Origin of the sequence: Streptococcus sp. HMSC078H03 (genome assembly GCF_001808655.1) — a bacterium.
GTDB classification, from domain to species: Bacteria; Bacillota; Bacilli; order Lactobacillales; family Streptococcaceae; genus Streptococcus; species Streptococcus salivarius_G.
In genome coordinates this window covers 32,044-58,386 of the sequence record NZ_KV794093.1, presented here as the reverse complement: position 1 = coordinate 58,386, position 26,343 = coordinate 32,044, and the positions used below count along the sequence as shown (strand labels likewise).

Annotated in this window: 20 protein-coding genes; 6 read left to right on the top strand and 14 right to left on the bottom strand. The window is 38.2% G+C overall.

What is annotated here, in order from left to right:
* Nucleotides 1–337: 337 nt before the first annotated feature.
* From HMPREF2607_RS03695 to HMPREF2607_RS03680, 4 genes are all read right to left on the bottom strand, one after another.
* Nucleotides 338–508 (bottom strand): hypothetical protein, encoded by a 171-nt coding sequence (locus tag HMPREF2607_RS03695; RefSeq protein ID WP_000873143.1) that lies wholly within the window; start codon nucleotides 506–508, stop codon nucleotides 338–340.
* 772 nt (nucleotides 509–1,280) lie between these two features.
* Nucleotides 1,281–2,771, bottom strand: coding sequence for an LA2681 family HEPN domain-containing protein (locus tag HMPREF2607_RS03690; RefSeq protein ID WP_070475947.1), 1,491 nt, complete (start codon nucleotides 2,769–2,771; stop codon nucleotides 1,281–1,283).
* Complete coding sequence (locus HMPREF2607_RS03685; protein WP_049422415.1) at nucleotides 2,758–3,780, bottom strand: hypothetical protein; 1,023 nt, start codon at nucleotides 3,778–3,780, stop codon at nucleotides 2,758–2,760. The genes HMPREF2607_RS03690 and HMPREF2607_RS03685 overlap by 14 nt, the downstream gene beginning before the upstream one ends.
* Before the next feature lie 500 nt (nucleotides 3,781–4,280).
* Nucleotides 4,281–5,270 carry a lipoate--protein ligase gene (locus HMPREF2607_RS03680; protein WP_048675812.1) on the bottom strand — a complete coding sequence of 330 codons (990 nt, stop codon included), beginning with the start codon at nucleotides 5,268–5,270 and terminating at the stop codon, nucleotides 4,281–4,283.
* A 108-nt stretch (nucleotides 5,271–5,378) separates the two neighbouring features.
* On the opposite strand from HMPREF2607_RS03680, the gene HMPREF2607_RS10110 reads away from it, so the two are divergent.
* Nucleotides 5,379–6,518, top strand: a complete 1,140-nt coding sequence (locus tag HMPREF2607_RS10110; protein ID WP_229103920.1) for a hypothetical protein — start codon at nucleotides 5,379–5,381, stop codon at nucleotides 6,516–6,518.
* Between the two features lie 111 nt (nucleotides 6,519–6,629).
* Here the strand turns inward: HMPREF2607_RS10110 and glgP are convergent, their stop codons facing one another.
* The 3 genes from glgP to HMPREF2607_RS03655 all read right to left on the bottom strand — a co-directional run bounded on the left by glgP (nucleotide 6,630) and on the right by HMPREF2607_RS03655 (nucleotide 11,651).
* Nucleotides 6,630–8,891, bottom strand: coding sequence for a glycogen/starch/alpha-glucan family phosphorylase (gene glgP / locus HMPREF2607_RS03665; protein ID WP_022496654.1), 2,262 nt, complete (start codon nucleotides 8,889–8,891; stop codon nucleotides 6,630–6,632).
* 1 nt (nucleotide 8,892) lies between these two features.
* Nucleotides 8,893–10,392: a 4-alpha-glucanotransferase gene (malQ, locus tag HMPREF2607_RS03660; RefSeq protein ID WP_070475944.1), complete on the bottom strand. Its 1,500-nt coding sequence runs from the start codon at nucleotides 10,390–10,392 to the stop codon at nucleotides 8,893–8,895.
* Nucleotides 10,393–10,646: 254 nt separating this feature from the next.
* A complete protein-coding gene (locus HMPREF2607_RS03655; RefSeq protein WP_002885097.1) occupies nucleotides 10,647–11,651 on the bottom strand; it encodes a LacI family DNA-binding transcriptional regulator in 1,005 nt (334 codons plus the stop codon).
* A 180-nt stretch (nucleotides 11,652–11,831) separates the two neighbouring features.
* Here HMPREF2607_RS03655 and HMPREF2607_RS03650 point away from each other — a divergent pair, with 180 nt between their 5' ends.
* The 5 genes from HMPREF2607_RS03650 to HMPREF2607_RS10105 all read left to right on the top strand — a co-directional run bounded on the left by HMPREF2607_RS03650 (nucleotide 11,832) and on the right by HMPREF2607_RS10105 (nucleotide 16,767).
* Entirely contained in the window at nucleotides 11,832–13,079 is a 1,248-nt protein-coding gene (locus HMPREF2607_RS03650; RefSeq protein ID WP_002884898.1) for an extracellular solute-binding protein, read from the top strand.
* Nucleotides 13,080–13,168: 89 nt separating this feature from the next.
* Nucleotides 13,169–14,527, top strand: a complete 1,359-nt coding sequence (locus HMPREF2607_RS03645; RefSeq protein WP_070475942.1) for a carbohydrate ABC transporter permease — start codon at nucleotides 13,169–13,171, stop codon at nucleotides 14,525–14,527.
* Nucleotides 14,527–15,363 carry a sugar ABC transporter permease gene (locus tag HMPREF2607_RS03640; RefSeq protein WP_021144180.1) on the top strand — a complete coding sequence of 279 codons (837 nt, stop codon included), beginning with the start codon at nucleotides 14,527–14,529 and terminating at the stop codon, nucleotides 15,361–15,363. Before HMPREF2607_RS03645 ends, HMPREF2607_RS03640 begins: the two co-directional genes overlap by 1 nt.
* Nucleotides 15,364–15,378: 15 nt before the next feature.
* Nucleotides 15,379–16,515, top strand: a complete 1,137-nt coding sequence (locus HMPREF2607_RS03635) for an ABC transporter ATP-binding protein (RefSeq protein ID WP_002890942.1) — start codon at nucleotides 15,379–15,381, stop codon at nucleotides 16,513–16,515.
* Nucleotides 16,516–16,674: 159 nt separating this feature from the next.
* Complete coding sequence (locus tag HMPREF2607_RS10105) at nucleotides 16,675–16,767, top strand: type I toxin-antitoxin system Fst family toxin (RefSeq protein ID WP_004182539.1); 93 nt, start codon at nucleotides 16,675–16,677, stop codon at nucleotides 16,765–16,767.
* Between the two features lie 135 nt (nucleotides 16,768–16,902).
* Here the strand turns inward: HMPREF2607_RS10105 and HMPREF2607_RS03630 are convergent, their stop codons facing one another.
* The 7 genes from HMPREF2607_RS03630 to HMPREF2607_RS03600 form a co-directional block, all read right to left on the bottom strand.
* On the bottom strand, nucleotides 16,903–17,091 hold the full coding sequence (locus HMPREF2607_RS03630; RefSeq protein ID WP_002890941.1) for a twin-arginine translocase TatA/TatE family subunit: 189 nt from the start codon (nucleotides 17,089–17,091) through the stop codon (nucleotides 16,903–16,905).
* 12 nt (nucleotides 17,092–17,103) lie between these two features.
* Nucleotides 17,104–17,832 (bottom strand): twin-arginine translocase subunit TatC, encoded by a 729-nt coding sequence (gene tatC, locus HMPREF2607_RS03625; RefSeq protein WP_060973271.1) that lies wholly within the window; start codon nucleotides 17,830–17,832, stop codon nucleotides 17,104–17,106.
* Entirely contained in the window at nucleotides 17,819–19,504 is a 1,686-nt protein-coding gene (locus HMPREF2607_RS03620) for an FTR1 family iron permease (RefSeq protein ID WP_070475939.1), read from the bottom strand. Before HMPREF2607_RS03620 ends, tatC begins: the two co-directional genes overlap by 14 nt.
* The gene (efeB, locus tag HMPREF2607_RS03615) at nucleotides 19,482–20,687 is read right to left on the bottom strand and encodes an iron uptake transporter deferrochelatase/peroxidase subunit (protein ID WP_070475936.1); all 1,206 of its coding nucleotides are present in this window, start codon (nucleotides 20,685–20,687) and stop codon (nucleotides 19,482–19,484) included. Before efeB ends, HMPREF2607_RS03620 begins: the two co-directional genes overlap by 23 nt.
* Nucleotides 20,688–20,692: 5 nt before the next feature.
* Complete coding sequence (gene efeO, locus HMPREF2607_RS03610) at nucleotides 20,693–21,574, bottom strand: iron uptake system protein EfeO (protein WP_070475933.1); 882 nt, start codon at nucleotides 21,572–21,574, stop codon at nucleotides 20,693–20,695.
* Nucleotides 21,575–21,824: 250 nt separating this feature from the next.
* The gene (locus HMPREF2607_RS03605) at nucleotides 21,825–25,538 is read right to left on the bottom strand and encodes a pullulanase (protein ID WP_070475930.1); all 3,714 of its coding nucleotides are present in this window, start codon (nucleotides 25,536–25,538) and stop codon (nucleotides 21,825–21,827) included.
* A gap of 119 nt (nucleotides 25,539–25,657) precedes the next feature.
* A partial coding sequence (locus HMPREF2607_RS03600; RefSeq protein WP_148130147.1) for an N-acetylmuramoyl-L-alanine amidase family protein occupies nucleotides 25,658–26,343 on the bottom strand: 686 nt, incomplete at its 5' end.

Here is a 26,343-nt window from a genome sequence, read left to right as displayed (position 1 = left end):
GCATTCTAGGCAATAAAAAATGCAGGCCAAACCCCACAATGTGGCTTTTGGTCTGCATACATACAATTTGGAAACATTCATATTAAAGACATAGTTAAATAAAGGTATAGTTAAATAACCAATATCCTCACCGTAACTAATGAATGCTCAATATCGTATAAATAAGCACAACAAAAAAGCCTATCATCGGGTATAGATTCTGCTTTTTTTATTGCCAGCTTATCTTAAACGCATTGAGGCTGTCATAGTTTCGGTTCCTCCTACATCTTTGTTTATATCAATTTATAGTATAACACAACAAGATGATATGTTCAATATAAAAGTTATGGAATGAGACTCATACTTCCAATTCGATGCCAGATTTAAAGGATATGACGAAGTTTTCTTCATAGACTGTAACGCTCTGGATTATCTTCCTTAGTAGCAAGCGATTAGCTTTCACAAAATCTTCTGTTTGTAGTTTTAAAAATTCATCAGGATTTTCTAACTCAACCTCAAAATATTTCATTTTACATTCCCTCATTTCATTTATTGATAAATTGAGTTTGCAAAAAAGAGTTGACAATTTTTGTCTACTCTTAACCTTTAAAATAGTTTTTTTTAATCGATTTGAAGTTGCCTAAATTATTACTTATTCGGTAAAATGAAGTATTGCTTTCAACAGATTTCCTTCAACTACACTTCACTTGATTCAAACAAGGTGGGTACATTTCTATTCCCACAAACTCCTTGTCAATGGAAACAAACACGTACCCACAGGGTAAATGGAAATAGAAACTGATAATTTCTAGCTATCACTTCTACTCATTCCAAAAATTTTCTCACTCTGATACTTCCCCACCATAAAGCAAAAAGCCTTGCAATCAAGGCTTTCATTATCCCTTTCGTTCAAAGGTTTCTAAGCTTTTACGAGCAGAGCGACACACTCAGCGGTTCGCTATCTCCGTTCTGTCTGCGTGCTAGCACTTGTCAATCACGGACAGCTATCGCATGGGCGGAAGTAAATGCTAATCTTCGTCGTTTTACTCCTTGACTAGCAAACTTACCGCCTCAACATGGGTTTTAGAGGACTAAATGGAGTCTGAATTGCCTGATAGAGATGTAGTATTGATTAAACAATCAACAAATAATGTACAAAACAAAAATAAAGTACACTGCTTAATGAGTGTACTTTATCCTTCTAATTCAGTTTTATCAATGGTTTAACTCTAGTTAAGTCGATTAGTTAAATGAATTTAGACTATTGCTTTTTATAACGACTATAAATTGTATGCTCAATGCTATAATTTATCTTCCAAATCTACTTCTTCATAATTTATCGGAATTAAAGCAACTTCACTGCTTAGAGTAGATTGTTTTTCATTTTCACTTATTTGAATGGCATTTTTGAGTGAAAAAATAACTTCTCTTACAAGATTTAATAAATCTAATGCAAACTCTTGAAGTTCAGATTCAGTTAGATACAGTCTGGTTTCATTATTATCTTCATTATCTTCACTTCCATTAAAAATATTCAATGTTATATTAGTAAATCTATGCTCTAAATAATTTCTAATAATTTTCAATCGCTTTGAGTTTGGATTAGCTGTTAAAGAATTATCACCATTATCAAAATCTTTCTCTATCCAAAATATAGATGACAGACCAATATTCTTATCCAACATTTTATTTAAATCACTATTTGATCTCCAAATTGAATGGAAATTTACTTTTCGAGTTTCAATTTTTAAAGAATAATATTCATTTATAAACATAGCTACTTTATCTAATAATGAATATAGTGTTTTAAAAGATGCTTTTAATCCTTCAACTCGGATAGAGTATTGTACGTAGTCTAGACAATCAATAAGATCAACATTCTCGTCAGCATAATGAACCGAATCACTCTCAATGCTATTAAAACAGAGATAACGGGCATAAACATATTCTTGCTTAATTTGATTAAACATAGAAATATATTTGTTTAAATCTTTATCCGATTGAAATAATAAACTTGGTAGTAAAAGATTATCATCATATCTATTTATATCGTCAGCTTGTAAGTCATTAAGTGGATTAAGATACAGCCCGTTGTTCCAACACCATTCACGATACTTTTGTGAATTAGGATTATAATCGATTGTTTTACAAGAACATTCATCTATATCTTTATAATCAAGATATTGTTCGTAAAGTTCAATAAATCGCTTTTCTGCATAATCAACTCTGTTTGGATCTGAAACAGTTATGCTTGTTTCTGTTAAATTTTTAATTTTTTTAATAAAGTGGAGGTGTTCGTTATCATTCAAAAAATTACGATAATGATCTAGACAAATAGCTAAGTTACCACTAGCCATTGTGAATCTTGGATTGATTTGTATACATTTACAATACATCTTAATAGCTAACTGCTTTCTACCACAAGCATCTAATAAATTTGCGTAATTAGTGTAAAGTGAACATAATAATGGGAAAACAAACCTACTGTTCTCAGAATTTATATCAACTTTATTTGAAATTTCTATAGCTTTTCTAAAGTAATAAATTTGTTGAACTGTAAAATCGGTATCTATGTTGAAAACTAAGTTATCACTTAGTTCAAATATATCAGCGTATGCTGTCCCAATAGAATAAAATAATTGAATTTTGGAAATATCATCAATAGTGTTTTCCATATTTTTTCCAAATTCTATTAGTCTATGGATTTCCTTTATATTTTTATGTTTAAAAGCATTATCGAAATCCATTGACAATTTAAGTACACTATGATTAATTGGATTATTTGTTAACATCTTCACCCCAAACTAAATATTTCGATTTTAAATTTGATTTTCCTTTATTTTCCTGTTCTTCAACTAACATATCAGATAAAAACTCTTTTATCATGTCCCAATTAAAATTCTCTTTAAATCCTCTACTACCATCAGAAGGAACATTTAATGAAAATGTTGCAAATACGGTTTCACAAGTTCTTCTTGGAAATTTTGCTAAGTAAGAATCAAAAAATGAATTTGAATACCTATAATGATGGCTATGAATAAAGTCTTTCCATGTATTTAGCATAGTCTCTTCGTCTATAATATCTATTACGGAAACTTCTTCAAGTGGTCGGTCTTCAATATTTCCCCATGCTTTTTTCATTAAATTAACAGCATCTACATCGCTCTTAGGAGCACTGTATCCAAAAATAGTTAACATATATGAATGATCGACAAAGTAATCTAATGCTTTCCAACACCAATTTATGTATCCATCGGAAGAATAGTCTTTGTTTTTTACGGGATACAATAATTTTGTTGGATTTAATTTTTTATAACATGTTGGGCAGTAGCAATCTACTCCTCCAAACTCAATATGTTCTTCACAAAACCCAACAGCTACATTCCCATGTAAACAAAGAATTTTTGGCAAGTTCAGAGTAATTTTTGAGCAGCGAATATAAGCCTGTATAAGTAAAGGGTCCCAATTAAACGTAGCTATACAATCTTTATTAGTTAAACTTAATATTAAAAAATCATAAATTGTTGGTTCATCAGGTAACTCCAACGAAGCAAAATAATCATAGAGTCTTTCTTCTAGCTTTCTAACTATTTCGGAGCACTCTTCTCTCTCAAATAATTCTGAGTAGATATCCTCTAAATTTTCGCTCTTTGTCTGTAATTCAACACCAGCAAGAATTTCTTCTAAATTTAGTTTTTTTAGCAATCCATTCATAACTGAAGAACTTTTGCCGTTTTTATCACCATCTGGTATTGCTGCAATAGTAGCACCAGCGCCTAGAATAACTGTATGCGATCTCATCTCATTTCTCCTGAAAGTCTTTTGACACTATTATACCACTGTATCTACTTTATTTATGCTTCAAATACTAATCTTATAACCATAAATATTTTAAATAAAATGTACAATTGAACCACCACTTCTTCTACACCAATTAGAGTAAAAAATGTACAAATCAATTTCTTAGATTAGAGAATATTACGTACTACAAAACATACAAAATACCACTCCAAAATAATGTACAAAACAAAAATAAAGTACACTTTTTAAATAATGTACTTTATGCTTCTAATTCAGTTATATCAATGGTTTAAGTCTTGTTTAGTCAATTGTACATAAACTTTTAGTTTTAGGTTTAATGTCCGAATATATAAAAACCACACTAAATCAATCCTAAACCAACTTTTGAAAATATCTTTATCGTTCTTTGATTTTTAAAAATCTTTATAACGTATTATTTACTTATAGAATTTTTCCCAAGAAAAAACAACCTGGAGTTTTCCAGATTGTTCAAACAATGATTAAGCTACGATAGCTTTTGCAACCTCCTCAGTTGTCATACGTGAGAAATAATGTGTTGTGTCAATGGTTTTAAGTTTAGCCAAGACATCTTCGTACTCGTAAGGTACACCGACCAGCAACTCTTCAATATCAGATACATCCCCGATACCAAAGAAATCTCCGTAAATCTTAACAGATTTAATAATTGAATTCTCAACATTGGCGTAAGTTGAGATCTTACCAGCTGGGTAACGAACGTTACGCTCTACTGTGTATTCTGGTGATTGACCGTATGTCCAGTCCCAAGTATTGAATTGCTTCTCATAAGACTCTTGGATTTTAGCTAATTCATCCTCAGAAAGGACGTATTCAGTCATATCAGGGTAAAATTCCTTCATTTTTTCCAAGATCTTATCTGAGAATTCATTTACAGTGATTTTTTCTGGCAATTCGTCTACGATGTTTGTCACACGAGCACGTACAGATTTAACACCTTTTGATTCAATTTTGTCTTTGCTGACTTTGAGGGCTTGGCCAAGAACTGACATATCAACGTCAAAGAGCAAGCAACCATGGTGCATCATACGACCTTTATAGTATGCTTGAGCATTTCCACAGAACTTTTTACCATCGATTTCAAGGTCATTACGGCCAGTAAACTCAGCCTTAACTCCCAAATCAGCAAGTGTTGCGATTACAGGTTGAGAGAAAGTCTTAAAGTCAAATGCCCCTTCATCTGCCTTATTAGAGATGATAGTATAGTTGAGGTTATTCAAATCGTGATAAACAGCGCCACCACCAGACAAACGACGAACGACCTTAATACCATGAGCATCTGTATATTCTTTGTTAATCTCTTGAATGGTATTTTGGTGTTTACCAACAATGATAGCTGGACGGTTAATCCAAAGAATGAACAGTTCATCTTCATTCACCAATTCACGAAAGGCATAGGCTTCCAAAGCAATATTATAGGCAGGATCATTTGATGTGTTTACAATATATTTCATGAGGTCTCCTCTTGTAATGTGATACTTATATTATAAAGGAAAACGGTGACAAAGTACACGAAGACGCCTTAGGTATAAGGATTTTCATGATATAATAGTAAAAAATATATGGGGAGTTTTGGAATGATACAAAATCCTAGTAAATTAAGTCTCTTTTTCTCGAGGGTAACCAGTAAAATAAATAAAAAGGTCAAAATAGCATTTGCTCTGCTTCTTTTTGTTGCTCTTGGAATGTTTCTCTATAATGCCTACCAAAGAGCTTATAAGCCTTATCTCTACGATAAAAACAATTACTATTACAAAGCCTATAATTACAGCGTCAAGAAGATAATACCTCGAAGAAAAGTTGTCAAAGATATTGAGATTGAGGTCCTACACTTCGGAAAAGACGATTTCCCTGATAATCTGTCTACATATAAGGTCGGCCATTATATTGATAAAGGAATTGATCCCCGCAGACTTTTATTGCATATCACTTTTACTGATAAGACCAAAATCATTTTACCATTTGGACAGGTGACTTCTACTGAAAACTTTTTCGACCGTTATGAACGCTATTTTGACCGTAAAGTTTTTGAGGTTGGTCCGGGTTTTGATGAAGAATGGTTTTCGAATGCAGAGAATTACAGACAAATGATTCGACGTTTCCCTGGATTACATGATAAAACAATGGATGCCGACTTCGAGTTATATCTAAGGGACTTCCTGTTTATGATAGTTCCTGGCGATACCCTTTATCAAACTGGGGCTGTGAAAGATGGTGTCAGTGAATACCACTTTCAGTTGAAAAATCCTAAATCAGGAAAAATGCAAAGCTATATTATCTACGGAAATGAAGGAGACATCCCACTCTGGGATTGGCAGGCTCCCTTTGTTACCTTTGATAAGGATTTTGCTAACAAAGAAAGAATTCAGGAATTCTTCGATGACTACGAAATTAGAGAGTATGGAAATTATTGGAATGGCATCTACCATATACAATTCCCTCACTTAAATTCATTTAGAGGTGACAGGTACAACTTTTATAAAATGGCCTTTTACTCAGATGAATTTACAAATTTCCCGCTAAGCCTTGATCTAACAGGTAAGAGCGAGGATTTTAAGATTACCATTACAGATTCTTACTTACAAGAAGAATCCAGAAATGCAAAAAATGAAATCCATTATCTAAAATACTCAACATCTAAAACTTATGATTCATCAAATAAAGAAGCCTATATGAATGATATACTGAATTATCACTCATAGGTAACATAACATTATTTATGTAAATACAGCTAATTTATCTATTGGCTGTTTTTTTCATACAAAAAAACAAGACCATTTCTGATCTTGTTTTCCTTCTATGCAACTAGAATATTATTTTGTGTGCCAGATGTCTTTGTCATACTGTTCGATTGTACGGTCAGATGAGAAGAATCCTGCTTCAGCAATGTTGTAAACAACTTTTTTGTTCCATGCATCTTGATCTTCGTAAGCTGCGTATACTTCTTCTTTCTTGTCGATGTATTCAGCCAAGTCAATCAACGTCATGAACCAGTCTTTAGAGATAAGTTCTTTGTGGAGACGTTCCAAGCGTTCTTTATCTCCAACTTTAACGAGGTCTTCGCTTACGATAAAGTCAACAGCTGCTTTGATGTTAGCATCTTTTTCGTAGTAATCACGTGGTACATAACCTTCTTTTTCATAAAGGTCGATGATTGTATCAGAATCTTTACCAAATGTGAAGATGTTTTCTGGTCCTACCAATTCAGCAATCTCAACGTTGGCACCGTCCATTGTACCAAGTGTAAGGGCACCGTTAAGCATGAATTTCATGTTACCTGTACCTGAAGCTTCTTTAGAAGCCAATGAGATTTGTTCTGAGATATCTGTTGCTGGGATGAGGTGTTCAGCAACTGTTACGTTGTAGTTTTCAACCAAGTGAACGTTGAGGTATTTGCTTACTTCTGGATCATTGTTGATGAGTTCAGAAAGTGACAAGATCAAGTGGATGATGTCTTGAGCAATAACGTAGGCAGGAGCTGCTTTACCACCAAAGATGATAGTGATTTTACGTTTTGGAAGGTTTCCTTTTTTGATTTCCAAGTATTTGTGGATGACATACAAAGCGTTCATTTGTTGACGTTTGTATTCGTGGAAACGTTTGATTTGTGTATCAACGATTGAGTTTTCATCAAGCTCAATACCTTTGTTGGCTTTAAGATAACGTTTAAGTGACAACTTGTTATCATATTTGATTTCAGCCAAACGTTTGTGAACTGCTGGATCATCAGCAAAGGCAGCTAATTTTTCCAATTGAGTTGCGTCAGTAAGGTAACCATCACCAATCAATTCTTTGATGTAGTCAGCAAGTTCTTGGTTTGAGAATTCCAACCAACGACGGAATGTAATACCGTTTGTTTTGTTGTTGAATCGTTCTGGGTAAAGGTCGTAGAATGGTTTCAACTCAGAAGCTTTAAGGATTTCTGTGTGAAGTGCTGCTACACCGTTAACGCTTGTAGAGAAGTGGATGTCCATGTGAGCCATGTGAACACGGTTGTGTTCGTCAATGATTTGAACACGTGGATCTTCGTATTTTTCACGAATGATAGCATCCAATTTCTTGATGATAACAACAAGGTGTGGAACGACTTCTTCAAGGTAGTCAAGAGGCCATTTTTCAAGGGCTTCAGCCAAGATAGTGTGGTTTGTGTAACCAACCATTTTGCTTACGATAGCTACTGCTTCATCAAATTCAAATCCATGTTTTTCTGTCAAAAGACGGATCAATTCTGGAATTACCATTGATGGGTGAGTATCGTTGATTTGTACATAAGCGTAATCTGGAAGGTCGTGAAGGTTAGAACCACGTTCGATAGCTTCGTCAATCAAAAGTTGAGCAGCGTTTGATACCATGAAGTATTGTTGGTAAATACGCAAGAGCTCACCTTTACGAGTTGAGTCGTCTGGGTAAAGGAAAAGTGTCAAGTTCTTTTGGATTTCGTCTTGATCAAAAGTGATTCCTTTTTCAATCAAATCGTAATCCAAACCGTTGATATCGAAGAGGTTAAGGTAGTTCTTAGTTTCTTTCTTGTAACCCAAGATATCCAAGCGGTCCAAACGTGATTTCAATGTGAAGTTTTTGAATGGAACATCATAAGAGATATCAGTTGGTACCAACCATGATTGATCTTCAATCCAGTAGTTTGGTTCTGCATCTTGTTTGTTATCTTTGAAGACTTGTTTGAAAAGACCACAGTGGTAGTTAAGCCCAACACCTTCACCGTTGATGCCAAGTGTTGCCATAGAGTCGATGAAACATGAAGCCAAACGACCCAAACCACCGTTACCAAGAGATGGTTCTGGTTCAACGTCTTCAACTTCGCTGATTGATTTACCAGCAGCAGCCAATTCAGCTTTAACATCTTTGTAGATGCCAAGGTTGATCAAGTTGTTAGACAAAAGTTTACCAATCAAGAACTCAGCTGAGATGTAGTAAACTTTACGTTTGCTATCGTTTTTAGGTTTTGGAGCAGCTGCTTCTTTTACGAATTCCAACAAAAGGTAGTAGATTTCTTCGTTTGAAAGGTCCTTAAGATTTTTGTTTTTTGCTTCAACATATTGTGTAAATGTAGCCATTTTAGTTATTACCTCGATTATATCTTTCTGTAATGTCTGTCAAAAATTCTTTCTTGTCTACAGTGATTTCACCTGGGAGCATACGCCATTTCCAGTTTTCACCAACTGTGTTAGGGAAGTTTGTACGGCTATTTTCAGGTTTATCAAGGATATCCTGCATAGTCGCAATAGCTGTGTTGCTTACTGTAGCAAAGAGTGTGCGAAGGAGAGCACGTGTAATTGGCTCACCTTGACGACGGTTAATGTAAGCATCAGTGTAATCACGTTGCTCTTGCGTCAAGTTGTCGTACCAACCGTTGATTACTTCGTTATCATGTGTACCTGTGTAAGCAACTGAATGTTGTGTGTATACATGTGGAATATCAATGCTGTTTCCAGTAGTATCGTAGAAACCAAATTGAACAATCTTCATTCCAGGGTAACCACAGTCTGAAAGAAGTTTACGTGTCTTATCATCAATGTTTCCAAGGTCTTCGGCGATGATGTTAAGGTCACCCAATTCTTTCTTAACCACTTTGAAAAGATCGTAACCAGGTCCTGGAACCCACTCACCATTTTCAGCAGTTTCATCTCCACCAGGAATTTCCCAGAAGTCAGAGAAACCTTTGAAGTGGTCAATACGCAAGTAATCATAAAGTTTGAATGATTCTTGAATACGGAATACCCACCAAGCATAATTTTCAGCTTTGTGTTTATCCCAAGCGTAGATTGGGTTACCCCAAAGTTGACCAGTAGCTGAGAAGTTATCTGGTGGAACTCCGGCAATGTAACGTGGTTTACATTCGGCATCTAGTTTGAAGAGGTGTGGTTGAGTCCAAACTTCAACACTATCAGCTGAGATGTAAATTGGCATGTCACCAATGATTTGAATACCATTTTTGTTAGCATAGGCTTTAAGTTCTGCCCATTGGCTAAAGAAGAGGTATTGCACTACTTGGTGGTAAGTGATGACATCAGCAAGTTCTTTGCGAAGTTTTTCAAGAGTCGCCTCATCGCGTTTAACCGCTTTTTTATCATCCCAATCTTGAAGCGCTTTGTTATCAAAGTGTTCTTTGATAGCCATGAAATCAGCATAATCTGCTAACCAGTTAGCATTTTTAGTTTTAAAAGCTTCGAATTTTTTAGCTTCTTTTTTATCTGCCAAGATAGCTTTTACTGCTTTTTCAAGGATTGGGCGACGTGCTTCATAAACTTTAGCATAGTCGATAAACTCTGGATCTGATCCAAAGTCAGCGCCTTTAACATCAGCTTTAGTTAGAAACTTGTCACGAATAAGGAAATCCAAATCGATGAAGTGTGTATTCCCCGCTACCGCAGAGAATGATTGATAAGGTGAGTCCCCATAACTTGTTGTAGTAAGTGGCAAGATCTGCCAGTAAGTTTGTTTTGTTTCTTTCAAGAAATCAACAAAGTCATAGGCTGCTTGACCGAAAGATCCGATCCCGTAGTCACCTGGAAGTGATGTGATGTGCATCAATACACCGCTTGCTCGTTTGTTCATAAAGTTTACCTCAAATTATTTTTTACACTTATGATTATAATGCAAACGTTTGCACAAGTCAAGAATTTTTAGCAAAAAAATAGAAATTTTTTTTATTTTTTCTGGAATAATTGTTCGCAAAACAAACGCTTACAATTTGAGAGAGTGTTTTTAAGCCGAGGCTTCTAGTGAATTCCGGAAAATAGTCATCTTACATAAAATAAAAAAGTAGCCGGCTAATTTACTAACCAACTACTTAGATTCTCCTTAAGATATTATGAATGCGTTAAGACGCTTTCTCTTTCTATAAGTTTAAATGGAATGATGACTTTCTGTGACTTGTTCTTAGTTGACTTAAGGAGTCCCATAAGACTTTGTACACTTTCTTTAGCAAGTTCTTGGATATTAATATCAAAAGTGGTCAAGAACGGATGCATGATTTCTGCAAAAGTAGAATTATTGAAGGAAATGATAGCATAATCTTCAGGTACTCTAATCCCTTGATTGTTTAGCCATTGAATGAGACGAAGGGCGATAAGGTCATCCTTGACAATCAAAGCTGTCGGAGAAAATCTATCTAATTCCTTCTTTAGCTTATCGATTGTTTTAGATGAAAATACAAGTTCAGGTAAGATTTCTAATTCTAGTTCATCTGCTGCTTCTTTATAACCTCGATAACGTTCCTGTCCTACTTGACCAAAAAGGTCATCCGTAATAAAACCTATTTTTTTATGACCATGAGATGATAAATAAGTCACTGCTTCCTTACCTAAGGCCTTATTGTCATTATCGATGTAGGTAACCTTATCTTTTGTATCACCTGCAGCTCCAATGACGACAAAAGGAACTTTTTCTTTTAGGAGATAGGATTTAACAGGATCATTCTTCTCAGAGTAGAGAATAATGAAACCATCAGCTCGTTTTTGGCGATGCATGAGTTCGACTTGTTTAACCAATTCATCCAAACTAGCACCTGTGGCAATACTGACGACCTGAGAATTGCGACTTGCTTCTTCATTGATAGCCGTTAGAATTTCCATATAGAAGGGTTGACTGATATTTTCTCTATTCGCCAAAGGAGGAAGAATCACACCTAAACTATGAGTTAAGCCAGTTGCCAACATCTGAGCTGCAAGATTGGGGACATAACCTAATTCATCCATAGCCGCCCGCACCTTGTTTTTTGTTTCTTCAGAAATGGCTGGATTATCTTTTAAGGTCCTACTAACCGTTGAAGGACTTACTCCTGCTTTTTGGGCAACATCCTTAATTGTAGCCATTATTTTCCTCTCATTCTCATAAATATTTATAGTCGTAAAATACAAGAACAATTATAACCGAAACAATTTAGTTTTGCAATCGTTTGCACAAAGTTAAAAATTTTTTTATAAAATACTTGACAGATTGTGGAAACGGTTGCATAATGTTTATCGTAAACTAAATTTCTGGAGGAAATAGAAATGAAAAAATGGCAAAAGGTATTACTTGGTAGTGCTGGATTACTTGTGGCTGGATCGCTCTTGGTAGCTTGTGGCTCAAACTCAAGCAAGAGCTCAAGCTCAGATAGCAAGACTTTGAAACTTTGGGTACCAACTGGTGCTAAGAAATCATACTCAGATACAGTAGCACAGTTTGAAAAGAAATCTGGTTACAAAGTTGATATGGTTGAAATGGAAGATCCAAATGCTCAAGAAAACTTGACTAAGGACGCTTCTACTGCTGCAGATGTCTTCTCACTTCCACATGACCAACTCGGTAAATTGGTAGACGCTGGAGCTATCCAAGAAATTCCAGAGCAATACTCAAAAGAAATTGCTGAGCAAGATACTGAACAAGCTGCTGTAGGTGCTCAATACAAAGGTAAAACTTACGCCTTCCCATACGGTATCGAAACACAAGTTACATACTACAACAAATCTAAACTTAATGAAGAAGATGTGAAATCATATGAAACAATCACTTCTAAAGCTAAATTTGGTAGCAACTTGAAAGAAGTTAACGCTTATGTAACTGCTCCTCTCTTCCTTTCAGTTGGTGACACACTCTTTGGTCCTAACGGTGAAGATGTGAAAGGTACTAACTGGGGTAACGAAGCTGGTGTGAATGTTCTTAAATTCATCGCAGCTCAAAAAGACAATAAAGGATTTGTTAATGTCGATTCAGCTAATATGATGGCTAAATTCGAAGATGGTTCTGTTGATGCTTTCCAATCAGGACCATGGGACTACGCTGCAGCTGCTAAAGCTGTTGGTAAAGACAATCTTGGTGTTGCTGTTTACCCAACAGTTAATATCGGTGGTCAAGACGTTCAACAAAAAGCCTTCATGGGTGTTAAACTTTACGCAGTTAACCAAACACCATCTAAAGGTAACGCAGAACGTATCGCTGCTTCTTACCAATTGGCACAAGCTTTGACAAGCAAAGACAGTCAAAATAACCAATTCACTAATGAAGACCGTCACATCATCCCAGCTAACAAAGAAGTTCAAGCTTCTGAAGCTGTTCAAAAGGATGCACTTGCACAAGCTGTAATTACTATGGGTTCATCTGATCAGTACACAACTGTTATGCCTAAACTTAGTCAAATGTCAGTCTTCTGGACTGAAAGTGCTGCTCTTATGAGTGATGCATATAACGGTAAAATCAAGGAAGACCAATTCCTTACTAAATTACAACAATTTGATAAAGATTTGGCAGCAGCTAAATAAGAATCCTAACTATGAGAAGGTAAAGAGGCAGGTCAAGTTCCTAGCCTCTTTATCTATCACTAATTAAACATTTATCTGAGGAGATATCTATGTCACAAACAATCTACGACACAACTCCTATGCGCCAGGTCTTCAAAGAAGGTACATGGGATGTCAAATTATCCTTTCTGGTAATGGGATTGGCAAACTTGGTCAACAAACAGTTCACTAAGGGCTTGCTCTTCCTCCTTTCTGAGATTGCCTTCTTAGTAGCCTTCGTTATCCAAATTATTCCTGCACTTAAAGGGATGATTACCTTGGGGACTCAAGAACAGGGTGAAGCTATTAAAGAGGTTAATGGGGTTAAGCTTACTGTTCAGGTCGCTGGAGATAACTCTATGCTCTTGTTGATTTTTGGACTTGCATCATTAATCTTCTGTGCAGTTTTCGCTTATATTTACTGGTGTAATCTTAAGAGTGCTCGTCATCTCATGGCTCTCAAACAGTCTGGACGTAAAGTTCCCAACTTTGTCGAAGACTTCAAGACCTTGGCTGATGGTCGTTTCCACATGGGACTTATGACTGTACCATTGATTGGAGTTTTGCTCTTCACAATCTTGCCTTTGATCTACATGATCTGTTTGGCCTTTACTAACTTTGACCACAATCACCCAGCACCTAAATCACTCTTTGACTGGGTTGGTTTCTCAAGTTTTGGTGAAGTTTTACAAGGTCGTATGGCTGGTACTTTCTTCCCACTTTTGACATGGACCTTGATTTGGGCAGTTGCTGCAACAGCAACAACTTTCTTCTTCGGTATTGTCCTTGCTCTCTTGCTCAACACTAAGGGGCTTAAATTCAAGAAAGTTTGGCGTACACTCTTTGTTATCACTATCGCCGTTCCTCAGTTCGTATCCCTTCTTTTGATGCGTAACTTCCTTAATGACCATGGTCCTTTGAATGGTTTGCTTCAAACCTTGCATCTCACTAATGGACCAATTCCATTCTTGACTGACCCTCTCTGGGCTAAGTTCTCTATTATCTTTGTTAATATGTGGATTGGTATTCCGTTCACAATGTTGGTTGCAACTGGTATCATCATGAACTTGCCAACTGAGCAGATTGAAGCAGCTGAAATTGATGGAGCAAGTAAATTCCAAATTTTCAAGAGTATCACTTTCCCACAAATTCTCTTGATTATGGCACCATCATTGATTCAACAATTCATCGGTAATATCAATAACTTCAACGTTATCTACTTCCTTACTGGTGGTGGACCTAAAAATTCTGAATACTATCAAGCGGGTTCAACTGACCTCTTGGTAACTTGGCTCTACAAACTGACTGTTAGCGCTAAAGACTATAACTTGGCATCTGTTATCGGTATCTTGATTTTCGCCATCTCTGCAACATTCAGTCTCTTGGCCTACACAAGATCATCTTCATTCAAGGAAGGGGCTGCTAAATAATGAAACGTAAGAAAAATCTTTACCTAACTGGTACTTATATTCTATTGACAGTTCTAGCTGTTATCTGGTTGATCCCTATTATCTGGATCTTCCTTACAAGTTTCCGTGGTGAAGGAGCTAATGCGGTGCCTTACTTCTTCCCTAAGACTTACACTTTTAATAACTACATTAAACTGTTTACCAGCGATGCTTATCCATTTGGAAAATGGTTCATCAATACTTTCATCGTTGCCACATGTACATGTATCCTCTCAACTTTGATTACCGTAGGTATGGCCTACTCACTTAGCCGTATTAAATTCAAACACAGAAATGGCTTCTTGAAATTGGCACTTGTACTTAACATGTTCCCTGGATTCATGTCAATGATTGCGGTCTACTACATTTTGAAGGCCCTCAATTTGACACAAACCCTGACATCTTTGGTCTTGGTATATTCTGCTGGGGCAGCTCTTGGTTTCTACATTGCGAAAGGTTTCTTTGATACCATTCCTTACTCTTTGGATGAATCAGCAATGATTGATGGGGCAACTCGTCTTCAAATCTTCACTAAGATTACCTTGCCACTTTCTAAACCAATCATCGTCTACACTGCCCTCATGGCCTTCATGGGACCTTGGGTAGACTTCATCTTTGCATCTGTTATCCTTGGTGACGTTAAAGATAAATATACCGTTGCCCTTGGACTCTACCAAATGCTTAACCAAGACGCTATCAATGAATGGTTCCTTCCATTTACCTCAGGTGCTATTATCATCGCCATCCCAATCACCCTTCTCTTTATCTTCATGCAGAAATACTATGTTGAAGGTGTAACCGGCGGATCAGTTAAATAATAAAGGATAAATGATATGACAACTCTTAAACTGGATAAAATTTACAAAAAATACCCAAATGCAACTCACTACTCTGTTGAAGATTTCAGTATCGACATCAAAGACAAGGAATTCATCGTTTTCGTAGGTCCTTCAGGATGTGGTAAATCAACAACTCTCCGTATGGTTGCTGGTCTTGAAGAAATCACTGAAGGTAAACTCTATATTGATGGTGAAGTGGTTAATGACAAATCACCAAAAGACCGTGACATTGCCATGGTATTCCAAAACTACGCACTTTACCCACACATGACTGTCTATGAAAATATGGCCTTTGGTCTTAAACTTCGTAAATATAAAAAAGACGATATCGACAAACGTGTGCGTGAAGCTGCTGCTAGCCTTGGGTTGACTGAGTTCTTAGATCGTAAGCCGGCAGATCTTTCTGGTGGTCAACGTCAGCGTGTAGCTATGGGACGTGCCATCGTTCGTGATGCTAAAGTCTTCCTCATGGATGAACCTCTCTCAAACTTGGATGCTAAACTTCGTGTCACTATGCGTGCTGAAATTGCTAAAATTACTCGTAATATTGGCGCAACAACTATCTATGTTACTCACGACCAAACAGAAGCCATGACTCTTGCTGACCGTATCGTTATCATGAGTTCTACTAAAAACCCTGATGGTTCTGGTACTATCGGTCGTATCGAACAAATTGGTACACCTCAGGAACTTTACAATGAACCAGCCAACAAATTTGTTGCTGGATTTATCGGAAGTCCTGCTATGAACTTCTTCAATGTTAAGGTTGATGGCAACCGTATCACTAACTCTGAAGGCTTGGATATTGCAATTTCTGAAGGTCAAGCTAAAATCTTGAAAGAAACAGGTTATCAAGGCAAAGAAGTTATCTTTGGTATCCGTCCTGAAGATGTTTCAAGCCGTCCAATCGTTCAAGAAGTATATCCAGATGCCAATGTAGATGCTGAAGTCGTCGTTTCAGAGCTCCTTGGTGCAGAAACAATGCTTTACCTAAAACTTGGAGAAACTGAATTTGCTGCCCGTGTTGATGCGCGTGACTTCCACAATCCAGGTGAAAAAGTAAATCTTACTTTCAGTGTTGCAAAAGGTCATTTCTTCGACGCTGAGACAGAAAAACGTATCAGTTTGTAAAATAAAAAAATCAGCTCAAGAAGGCTGATTTTTTTGTATGGCATGATCAAACTACCTTTTAACTTTTACTTCCTGACACTCACTAAACAACTCTCTCAATCTATGATATAATATCCCTTGGCACCTCGACACCGCCTACGAAGGGAGGTGAGTTTGCCTATGATGGATTTACTATTCAAAACTATCATCGGACCTATTGTGGTCGGTGTTATCCTTCGTCTGATCGACAAGTGGTTAAACAAGGATAGATAGTGCTAAAAAAGACCCCGAGCTTATGTGGAAGTTAGCTTGGGGTCTTTTCTTGCCTATGATATAGACTTACTATTCAATACAAGTGTATTATGTCACAAAAGCTTAGAATTGTCAAGAAAATAGAGTATCTAGAAACTAGTCTTTCTTCCCAGTCTCTTGATCCTTTTTATCTTCATCAGTCTTATTTACAGCTGCTTTAAATTCGGCTAGCATTTTACCGATGGATTGCCCGAGTTCTGGCAAGCGTTTAGGACCAAATATGAGGAGGGCTCCTAGAACAATAATGATAAGTCCTGGGGCTCCGATATCACGTAGAATTCCCATGAGATTTCCTTTCTATTTATCTTTATATTTTCTTTGTTTACGTTTATAAATGAGCTTACTTAGAGTTACGCTAACTTCATAAAGCAAGATTAAGGGTGCCGTCATGGCCAGGTCACTGATAAAGTCAGCTGGTGTTAGAATGACCGCCAAAACCAAGAGAATAAAGTAAGCATAGCGTCTATAGTGTGTCAGAAAAACTGGTGTTATTATGCCGATAGATGTCAAAAAACTCACAACTACGGGAAGTTCAAAGAGAACAGCCAAAGGCACTGTCGTATGCAGTAAAAAACTAAGGTAGTTCTGTGCTGTAATTTGTGTATCAAAGAGCCCTTCGCCTAGTTTTAAAAGCACTTCTAAGATAGCTGGACTCACAAAATAATAACCAAAAGCCAAGCCCAATACAAAACAGACAAAAGTTGCTGGGATATAAGCAAAGATAGCACGCGCTTCATTGTCCCTTAAACCTGGTTTCACAAACTGCCAAATCTGGTAAGTGGTAAAAGGCAGCGTCACCGTAAAAGCCATAAGACTTGCTAGGTTAATGTAAATCCAAAGAATATCGTTAGGCCCTAGAACTAATAAAGGCTTGTCAAATCCTCTGGTTAGATAAGCATAGAGTTGCCCAGCAAACAACAGAGTAATACAAAAAACTAGGAAAAAGCATAACACTACTGCAATGAAACGTCTCCGAAATTCCACCAGATGCTCAACAATAGTCATCTCATCTTTATTTCTTGCCATGCTGTTTCACCGTCACAAAGGCAATAATAGCAATAAAGATAAGTTGTGGAATCAAGACTTCCCAGCTTGGATAGATACCAGCCCAATCAATTGTTGGGAAACCACTAATCAAATGATTAGACATCATATTAGTTAACTGAAGGGCATGAAGACTGACACCGAGCATCTTGAAGGCCAAGGCATAAATCAACCAAGTCAAAATAAAGAAAATGCGGTGCGGTTTAATATAGTGACTCGCTTTAGTCATAGCCACAGCAATGATAACAAGAACTGCAATGGCTGAAGCAATACCAATCAAGAAATTAGCTGTCGTGATACGTGGGACAATACCGACATAGAAAAGAATAGTCTCGGCACCTTCACGGAAGACAGCCAAGAAACTGAGTGCAAACATGGACACAAAGCTTCCAGTAGCCGTCACCGTCTTCATCTGGCGATCCATAAAGTCATTCCACTGTTTGACTGAAGACTTGCTATGGAGCCAAATTCCAATCAGAATCATCATCGCAACTGCAAAGATACCAACGCCACCTTCAATAATTTCACGGTTAGCCCCCGAGGTCACAGCTGGAAAGACAACTTGTAAGATAACAGCTATAACTGCGCTAGCAAGAACACCAGCAATGGCTCCGCCATAAACCCATTTGAGTCCCTTACGCATCTTGGCTGCCTTAAGAGTTGTCACAAGTGCCATAACAATGAGGAGGGCTTCAACCCCTTCACGTAAGAGAATCAACATGGCATCAAAGGCATTATAAGAAGCACTTGTATCAATAGCAGATAAGTCTGTGATCAAGGCTTGCAGTTTGTCCTGATAAGCTTTTTCTTTTCCCTTAACCATGATAACAGGTGTTTCACTTTCCACACGCGTATAAAGGCTTGGATTAGTTGTGCTTACATCGCCTTCAATGGTTGGCCAGATAGTGATGAACTTCTTCATAGTTGCCGCAGCCGTTTTTTCATCACCTGCTTGGAATTGACCGAGAGCCTTTTCCAAGAGCTTAATACCATCTTTTAGGGTTAAACTTGAGCTTGTGCTATCAAGAGGGACACCCTTGATAAAGTCATCAATCCCACTCTTGAGATCATCATAAGATGACTGGATGCTGGTGAAATCAGTAGGCTCCGTCTCAATGCTACTTCGCAAAAGTGAAATGGCCGTCTCAATCTTGCCGTAGTAGGCAGTACTGTGGTCACGGACAACAGCTTCATTTCTCGTCCAAGCATTATTTAATTCACTGTAAGTTTTGCGTGTTGCAGCCAGGTCTTTGGCCGTAATGGCATCCTGTAAGTTTTTGAAATAAGGCTCTAGGCGTGTTTCAAGTTTTTCCTTTTCGGCATCTAAATCAACAGGATTTTGCTCTTTCTCAAATTTAAGAAGGGCTGACGAAATAGAGGTTAGGTCCTCTTCTGTCACGTCACCCTTAATATCAAGAGCCTTGCTAACTTTTTTACCCCCCTTGGAATCGTGATTTTCTTTTGTTTCGAAATCAGTCTTAATCTCAGCAACCAATTCCTTAGCTTTAGCTTGATCTTTATTTTGAACAGCTGTTGTCGCATCTGTAATTTTGATATAGAGGTCACTGTATGATTCAGCAGCTACTGGATAGGTCCAGAATAAGGCTAAAAGCCCAAGTAAAACGATGAGTTTATTCAAAGAGTGCTTGACCAAGGTAGCCTCCTTTCTCCACCCCAGCAAAGCAAGCAAAGAGCCCGCTTCCGATATGAGTGATGTACTCATTCATCTTGTCTACAGCACCAAGGTTGGTCTGTATTTTGACAAAACGGTCTGGATCCTTCTGGTAGGCAATGAATATCAAGCCTGCATCAAACTGACCAGTTCTCTCATCAATGCCATCAGAATAAGAATAGGAACGACGTAAGATAGGAAGATCTACTTCTTTAGCCAAACGGACATGCGAATCGACTGGTAGTTTTGAGAGATCTACTTCGTCAAACTCATCTTTCTTACCAAAGGGAGCACCTGATTCTTTATAGCGACCAAAGGTGTTTTCCTGCTCCTGCAAATTGGTACGATCCCAAGTCTCCAAGTGCATCTGTACCAGACGAAGAGCCATATAAGAACCACCCTTCATCCAATCTTTACTATCAGTCCAGACAACCTTGTCGAATTCCTTTTCCGTCGTAACATTGGCAGTACCGTCCTTGAAACCAAAGAGATTTCGCGGCGTCTCCTTACGGTCTCCGATAGCTGCAAAACCAGATTTGCTCCACTTCATGGTGATTTTATTACGACCTTTGCGGATCAGATTTCGAACAGCATGAAAGGCTACCTGTTCATCATCCGCACAGGCTTGGATGACGATATCTCCACCAGTATACTTGTCCTGCAACTGCTCCTTTGGAAATGGAGGCAAATCACGAAAGAGCTTAGGACGCTTAGATTCCAAGCCAAGTTTTTTAAGAAAATCAGCCGAAACGCCAAAAGTCAGGCTCAAGCGATAGGGGTTGAGTCCCACTGTTTCACCTGTATCTGTTGGAGGTAAGAGGGCATTGGAGCCATCTTTTTTGACTAGCTCCCCTTCGACCAATTTACTACTATAATCTGTCCAGTCTTTAAAAAGCTGAATCACTTCTTTTTTATCAGTTGTATGAAGATCTAGAACCACCAAGTAGCAAGCCTTCTGCATGGGAGTCGTAATCCCAGCCTGATGCTTACCATAGAAGCTAATATCTTCATCCCCATCAAGGGCTTTTTTTGTTGAACTATCCTGATTAGCGAAAAAAGCAGATGCACCAGAAAGACCAAGCGCAAGCCCAGCCCCTCCAATACCTGCTTTTTTAAGAAATTCACGACGGTCCATTTTTTTATCCAAAAATTTTTCGTCAGTCATTTTTCTTATTTCCCATCTAGGATAACACCCATTTGTGATAATGGTTCACCAAGTTTAGTTACAGCTTCGGCCAATTCCTTAGTATCTGCCTCACTCAAATCTGTATAAGATTTATAGTTTTTCTCATCAGTCATGTGTTTGTCCAAAAGACCATTGACATTCTTGAATTCTGTTTCCAAAGTCTTAACAAGCTTAGCATCTTTCTTTTGGATCAACGGCTTGAAGAGTTCAAAGATTTTTTCTGCCCCTTCAATATTGGCACGGAAGTCGTAAAGATCAGTGTGCGAGAAGACTTCTTCTTCACCTGTAATCTTTTGAGTGGCAACTTCGTTAAGAAGGTCTACAGCTCCAGTCAACATGATATCTGGAGTGACTTTAACAGTTGCAATTTTAGCCTTGAGTTCCTTGATATCGTTGACCAATTGATCTGCATAGGCAGCTGTTCCATCAGTCGTGTTGTCTTGCCACATGATACGTTCAATACGGTGGAAACCTGACCAGCCATCTTCTGATTTATTTTCGTCCATGTAATCAACCAAACGGTAGTCGATTTTCACATCAGACTCACCGAAGCTTTCGGCAATTGGTTCTGAACGTTCGTAAGCCATACGAACCAATGGGTATTGTTTCTTGGCTTCTTCAAGATTTCCTGACTTGAGGGTTTCACTGAATCCTTCAGTATCTTTCAAAAGCTGATCGATTTCGCCTTCAACGAAAGTCTTGTAATCACTTGTAGCCTGCTTCAATTGTTTTTGCTCACTAGCTGTGAGTTTTGAGCTAGATGAGCTAGATGAGCTAGAATTACTTGAATTACCAGATTTGGCACAAGCCGTCAATAAAAGTCCTGATGCCAAAAGAACAACACCAAGTTTGTTAAGTTTTTTCATGAATGTCTCCTATTTTCAAGATAGTGTTCGACATTTGTCGTTATATATGTGAATCGTTTGTTATTTCGATATGAAAAACGAACGATGATAAGTCAATAATGGTCTCTCATATGTAAGAGAACATATTCTAAACTAACAGAAGAAACCAGCACTGTCAACGGTTTTAGGCTATTTAAGAACTATTCTAAAGAGCAGATAAGAATGATTCTAAATAAAAGAAAAACAACAGGAAATAACCTGTTGTTACTTATTATTTTGGACGACGTTTTCGAAGGAATCCTAGGCTAAGAATACTTAGCAGACCTGCTACAAAGAGTCCACGATTTGTCTTTTCACCAGTAGATGGCAGTTGCTTATCAGTTTGACGACTAGCTTCAGTCTTAGCCTGACCATTGCCATGGTTAACAAGCTCAGCATCTCCGACAAGGTCCTCTTGACTTGAGGTCTGGACTCTTGTTTTAGTTACCTCAGTCTCTTTTCCACCAAATGACTCAGTCTTCTCAGAAGGCTGATCTACTGCCTCAGTTGGCGTCTGAGCATTAGTCAAACGAATAATAGTCGCTGTTAGTGGGTCCAAGGTCAAGATATGATTGTTGATTGCAACACCTGATAACTCACTAATTCCAGATAAATTGACTTGACTGCCATCTGCCAAAACCAGATAAGATAGGCCATTTGTAATCTTGCTCAAATCAAACTGACGAGCCTTGCTATCAGCATTGACATAGACAAGGTAACGGTCTCCATTCGAAGCAACAGTTTGGTATCCCAATACCAAATCTTCTTGAGCGACATTGTCCTGACCAGGAACTGTCAATAGCGTTAGACGTGCATCTACATCTGCTTTTGATTTGAAATTGAAGGCATCTGTCGACTTACGTAAGGCGATTAACCCTTTGGTAAAGGCGCGAGTTTTCGTATTTTCTGGAAATGCCTGACTATCAGTTGCTTTAGTCCAATCAAAATGATTGACGGCATCACTAGAATCATAAGAATCATGGATAAAGTAAGGATAGTCAAATGGATTGCCCTTTTCATCCACTAAGAGATGTGACTTATTCGGCACCTTGTCCTCAGACACAGGATAACGGTAGACAGGATCACGGAACTGTTTGGTGCGGCCGTATTCCTGACCAGAGTGAATAAATGGTGTTCCCTGAGCAGTCAATACCATGAGGTTTCCTAGACGCAAGCGACGATGAATTTCAGCATTATTCTCAGGCTTGCTTGGATCCTTCTTGATTGATTGGGCGATGATATCAAAAAGGGTCAAATTATCGTGAGCAGCAATATAATGAATCACATCACCTGGAGAATCAGCCTCGAAGTTAGTTGGTTGTGCCTTGATATTGTCAAAGACCTTATTAATATCACGTTTGCCACCTGTGATAAAGGCAGGTGTCCCCTCGTTTGGATAACCTGATTTGAGGGTGTTTCGAATATCGTCTGAAAATACAGCTACGGTATCTGTGTCTTTCATCCAAGACTGATCGGCAGGCTGAACAGGGCTATTTTCATCGCCAGTATAAGTCACCCAGCCCTCACCAAGCATAATAAGGTTTGGATTAAGGGCACGTGCAGCATGATAAGCTTGCTCGATACTTTCAGCATCATGGTCACCCATCATATCAAAACGGAAACCATCCACCTTGTATTCCTTAGTAAGATAAGCAATCGAATCAACCAAGACACGACGACTCATATAGTGAGTCGTGCCTAGACGCCCCCCTCCAAAACTCGAACGAGGAGTACCATCAGCATCCATAAAGTGATAATAATTTGGCTCAAGGTCTTCAAAAATAGCTGCCTTGGCTGTATGATTATAGACCACATCCAAGATAACGCCCATACCGTGGGCATGAATAGCAGCAACTAAATTCTTGAATTCTTCGATACGTTTAGCTGGTTCACTTGGCTTTTCAGAATACATACCCGTCAAAGAGAAATAGTTTTGTGGATCATAGCCCCAGTTGTAGTTACTATCACTTGATGCATAGGCATCCAAACGCTTCCCATTTTGCATTTCATTGACAAAATAGTAGCTTAATACTGGTAAAAGCTGAATATGGGTAACACCGAGATCTTTAAGATAATCCAAACGCTCTGCAAAGGCTGCGAAAGTCCCAAACTGGTGTTTCAATTCAGCTGAGATAGCCTTATCAGAGGTGAAATCTCGGACATGAGCCTCATAAATGATGGCATCTTCTCGAGATTTAAAGTTTGGAATCTTAGCGTAGTCAAGATCTTTTGGTCCATAATTAGCAGGATCTACAAAGGCAGCCTTGGCAATCTTGTGTTCAGGTCCCTTGCTGGCATCGTCACTATTCCAAGCAGCCAAAGACTTAGCATAAGGATCCAAAACGATTACAGACTGATCACCACGTTTAATGCGGTACTGATAGAAATAACCTGTTAAGTTTTCCAAACCAAGATCAGTCGCAATCAAGTCAGCTTGCCAAGTCCCTCGAGGTCCTTTGCTTAGGGCATGTTCAGCAAGAACCATGTCTTGATTATTCTTATCATAGACAATGATATCTACTTGATCTGCACTTGGTGACCAAAGTGTCACATGTGCCTTAGTACCATTCTCTTGAAGACGGGCACCCAATTCACCATCGTAACTGTAGAGCGCATCCTTCAATTGCCAACTCTCAGACGTTTTAAAACTATCATTGCCCAAAGTGACCTTGTAAGGCAGATTTTTCGCAGCAAAATCACCTGTTAATGTAGCTTTTTTTAGTTTAGCATCCAACTCAAGCTGTTTAAGAGTTGCACTGTTACCATCCTTGTCTGTCACCTTTAGGTCTTTGAGAATATCTTCAGATGAAATATCTTCTAAATTGGTGAAGCTAAGTTCGATTTGGCTTGGACTAAGTTGCTGAGCCCCAGTCAAACGCACATCCTTGACAAAGTAAGGGTTGGTGTAGACTGTCGTATCAGTATCTCGTACGAAAAGCTGACGAGTTTTTTTCAAGTCACTAAATTTATAATCATTTGGTTGAATTTTCACATCATCTCCTGTTTTACTCTCATCTAAAAGTAAAAATCCTATAGATTTAGCAGCCTCGGTTAGCGGAATGTCTAAATAGGCACCATACTTACCATTTGGTTGGAAATTGACACCATCAGGCCAATTACTTGGGGCATCCTTTACATCTCCCCAATACCATACAGACTTATTGCCATAGTCGCCATCCGTACGGAAATAATTGATACGAATGTGATCTTGAGGGATAGGTTGATAACTGTAAACTTGAAAATCCTTGTCAATCCAAGCCTCATTCATTTGAGGACTAAGAATTTCTACTGCTTTATCCCCTGAAAGGTTCGTTCCAGCGGCATTATTAATAAGGAAGCTAAGTTTTTTAGGTGTTGAAGACAACTTCACATCCAGGTAAACACCATAATCATCTTGTTTCGCTTCTGCAAATGAGGTTGCCCCTGTTGGCCAAGCACCTTTCTGAGATGATGGCGTCTCCACATCATCCCAAGTCCAAAGCCCAAGTGATGCCTTATCCTGACTTGGCAACTCTTGGAAATGCAAGCGAATAGTCCCCTCAGCAATAGGATCCTCAGACGCATTCGTAAGAGTTTGACTATTATTAGTACCTACTGTTTTTGGCGTGTTTTCGCTAGTTTCAGTTAGCTTGGAAGGCTCAGTACGGCTAGTATTTTCTGCTGGAAGAGAAACTGGCTCATTTTCCTTGGACACTGTGCCATTCTCAGCTGTTAGAGGAGCTGTTGGCGATTCAGTTACTAGACCACTGGTGGTAAGACTAGAATCAGCTGACTCTACCTGTGTACTTGAGGCAGGTGTTGACACTACATCTTCTGCCTTGACTCCATTAGTAGCAGCAAAGCTCAAAAAAACAGCTCCAATGGTTACAGAAGCCAACCCTAACTTGTACTTGCGAAGACTATAACGAAGAACTTTTTCATCATTAGCTTGAGTATTTCTTTTCATAAAAACTCCTTTTGTTAACGTTTTCATGTTTTTTAATATACCATTTAGCTTTCATTTATGCAAGCGTTTTCTCTCTTTAAAAATTAAAAAAGAGAGAACCATAAGATTCTCTCAATCTATTAATTATAAATAGAATAGTAACGCTTAATCCCTGCCACAATTGCATTAGCTAAAGTCTCCTGATAAGCAGAGGTATTCAAACGAGCTGCTTCTTGTGGATTTGACAAGAAACCAAGTTCAAGAAGGACTGCCGGAGCTGTTGTCTCACGCAAGACCGCAAAGGTTTGACGTTTCACACCTTGATTCTGGGCTCCAGTCGCATTAATCAAGCTAGACTGGATGGCATTGGCCAAGGTATCACTCATGCTCAAACGAGTTGGATTAGCGTGGTAGGTAGCATTAATGCGTGATGGGTATTCTGCATAAGGTTGGTAATAGTAAGTCTCGATTCCCTGTGCTGCAGAACTTCCTGAAGCATTGATGTGAATACTTACGAAGATATCTGATTCAGAGGCATTAGCTGCACGGGAACGATCCGTCAAGTCAACATAGGTATCGCTGGTGCGTGTGGTTACAACTTGATAACCTTCTGCTTCTAGTTTAGCTTTCACGCGGCTTTGGATAGCCAAGGTCAAGCTCTTTTCAGAGATACCAAAGTAAGAAGCTCCTGGATCATAGCCACCATGACCAGCATCGAGATAGACAACCTTATTTAAAACATCGTAGTTTCCTCTTGAGGCCGAACCGATTTTCTTAGGGACTACCACATCGGCTGAAGTTGCCCCAAAGCCGATATTCTTACCTG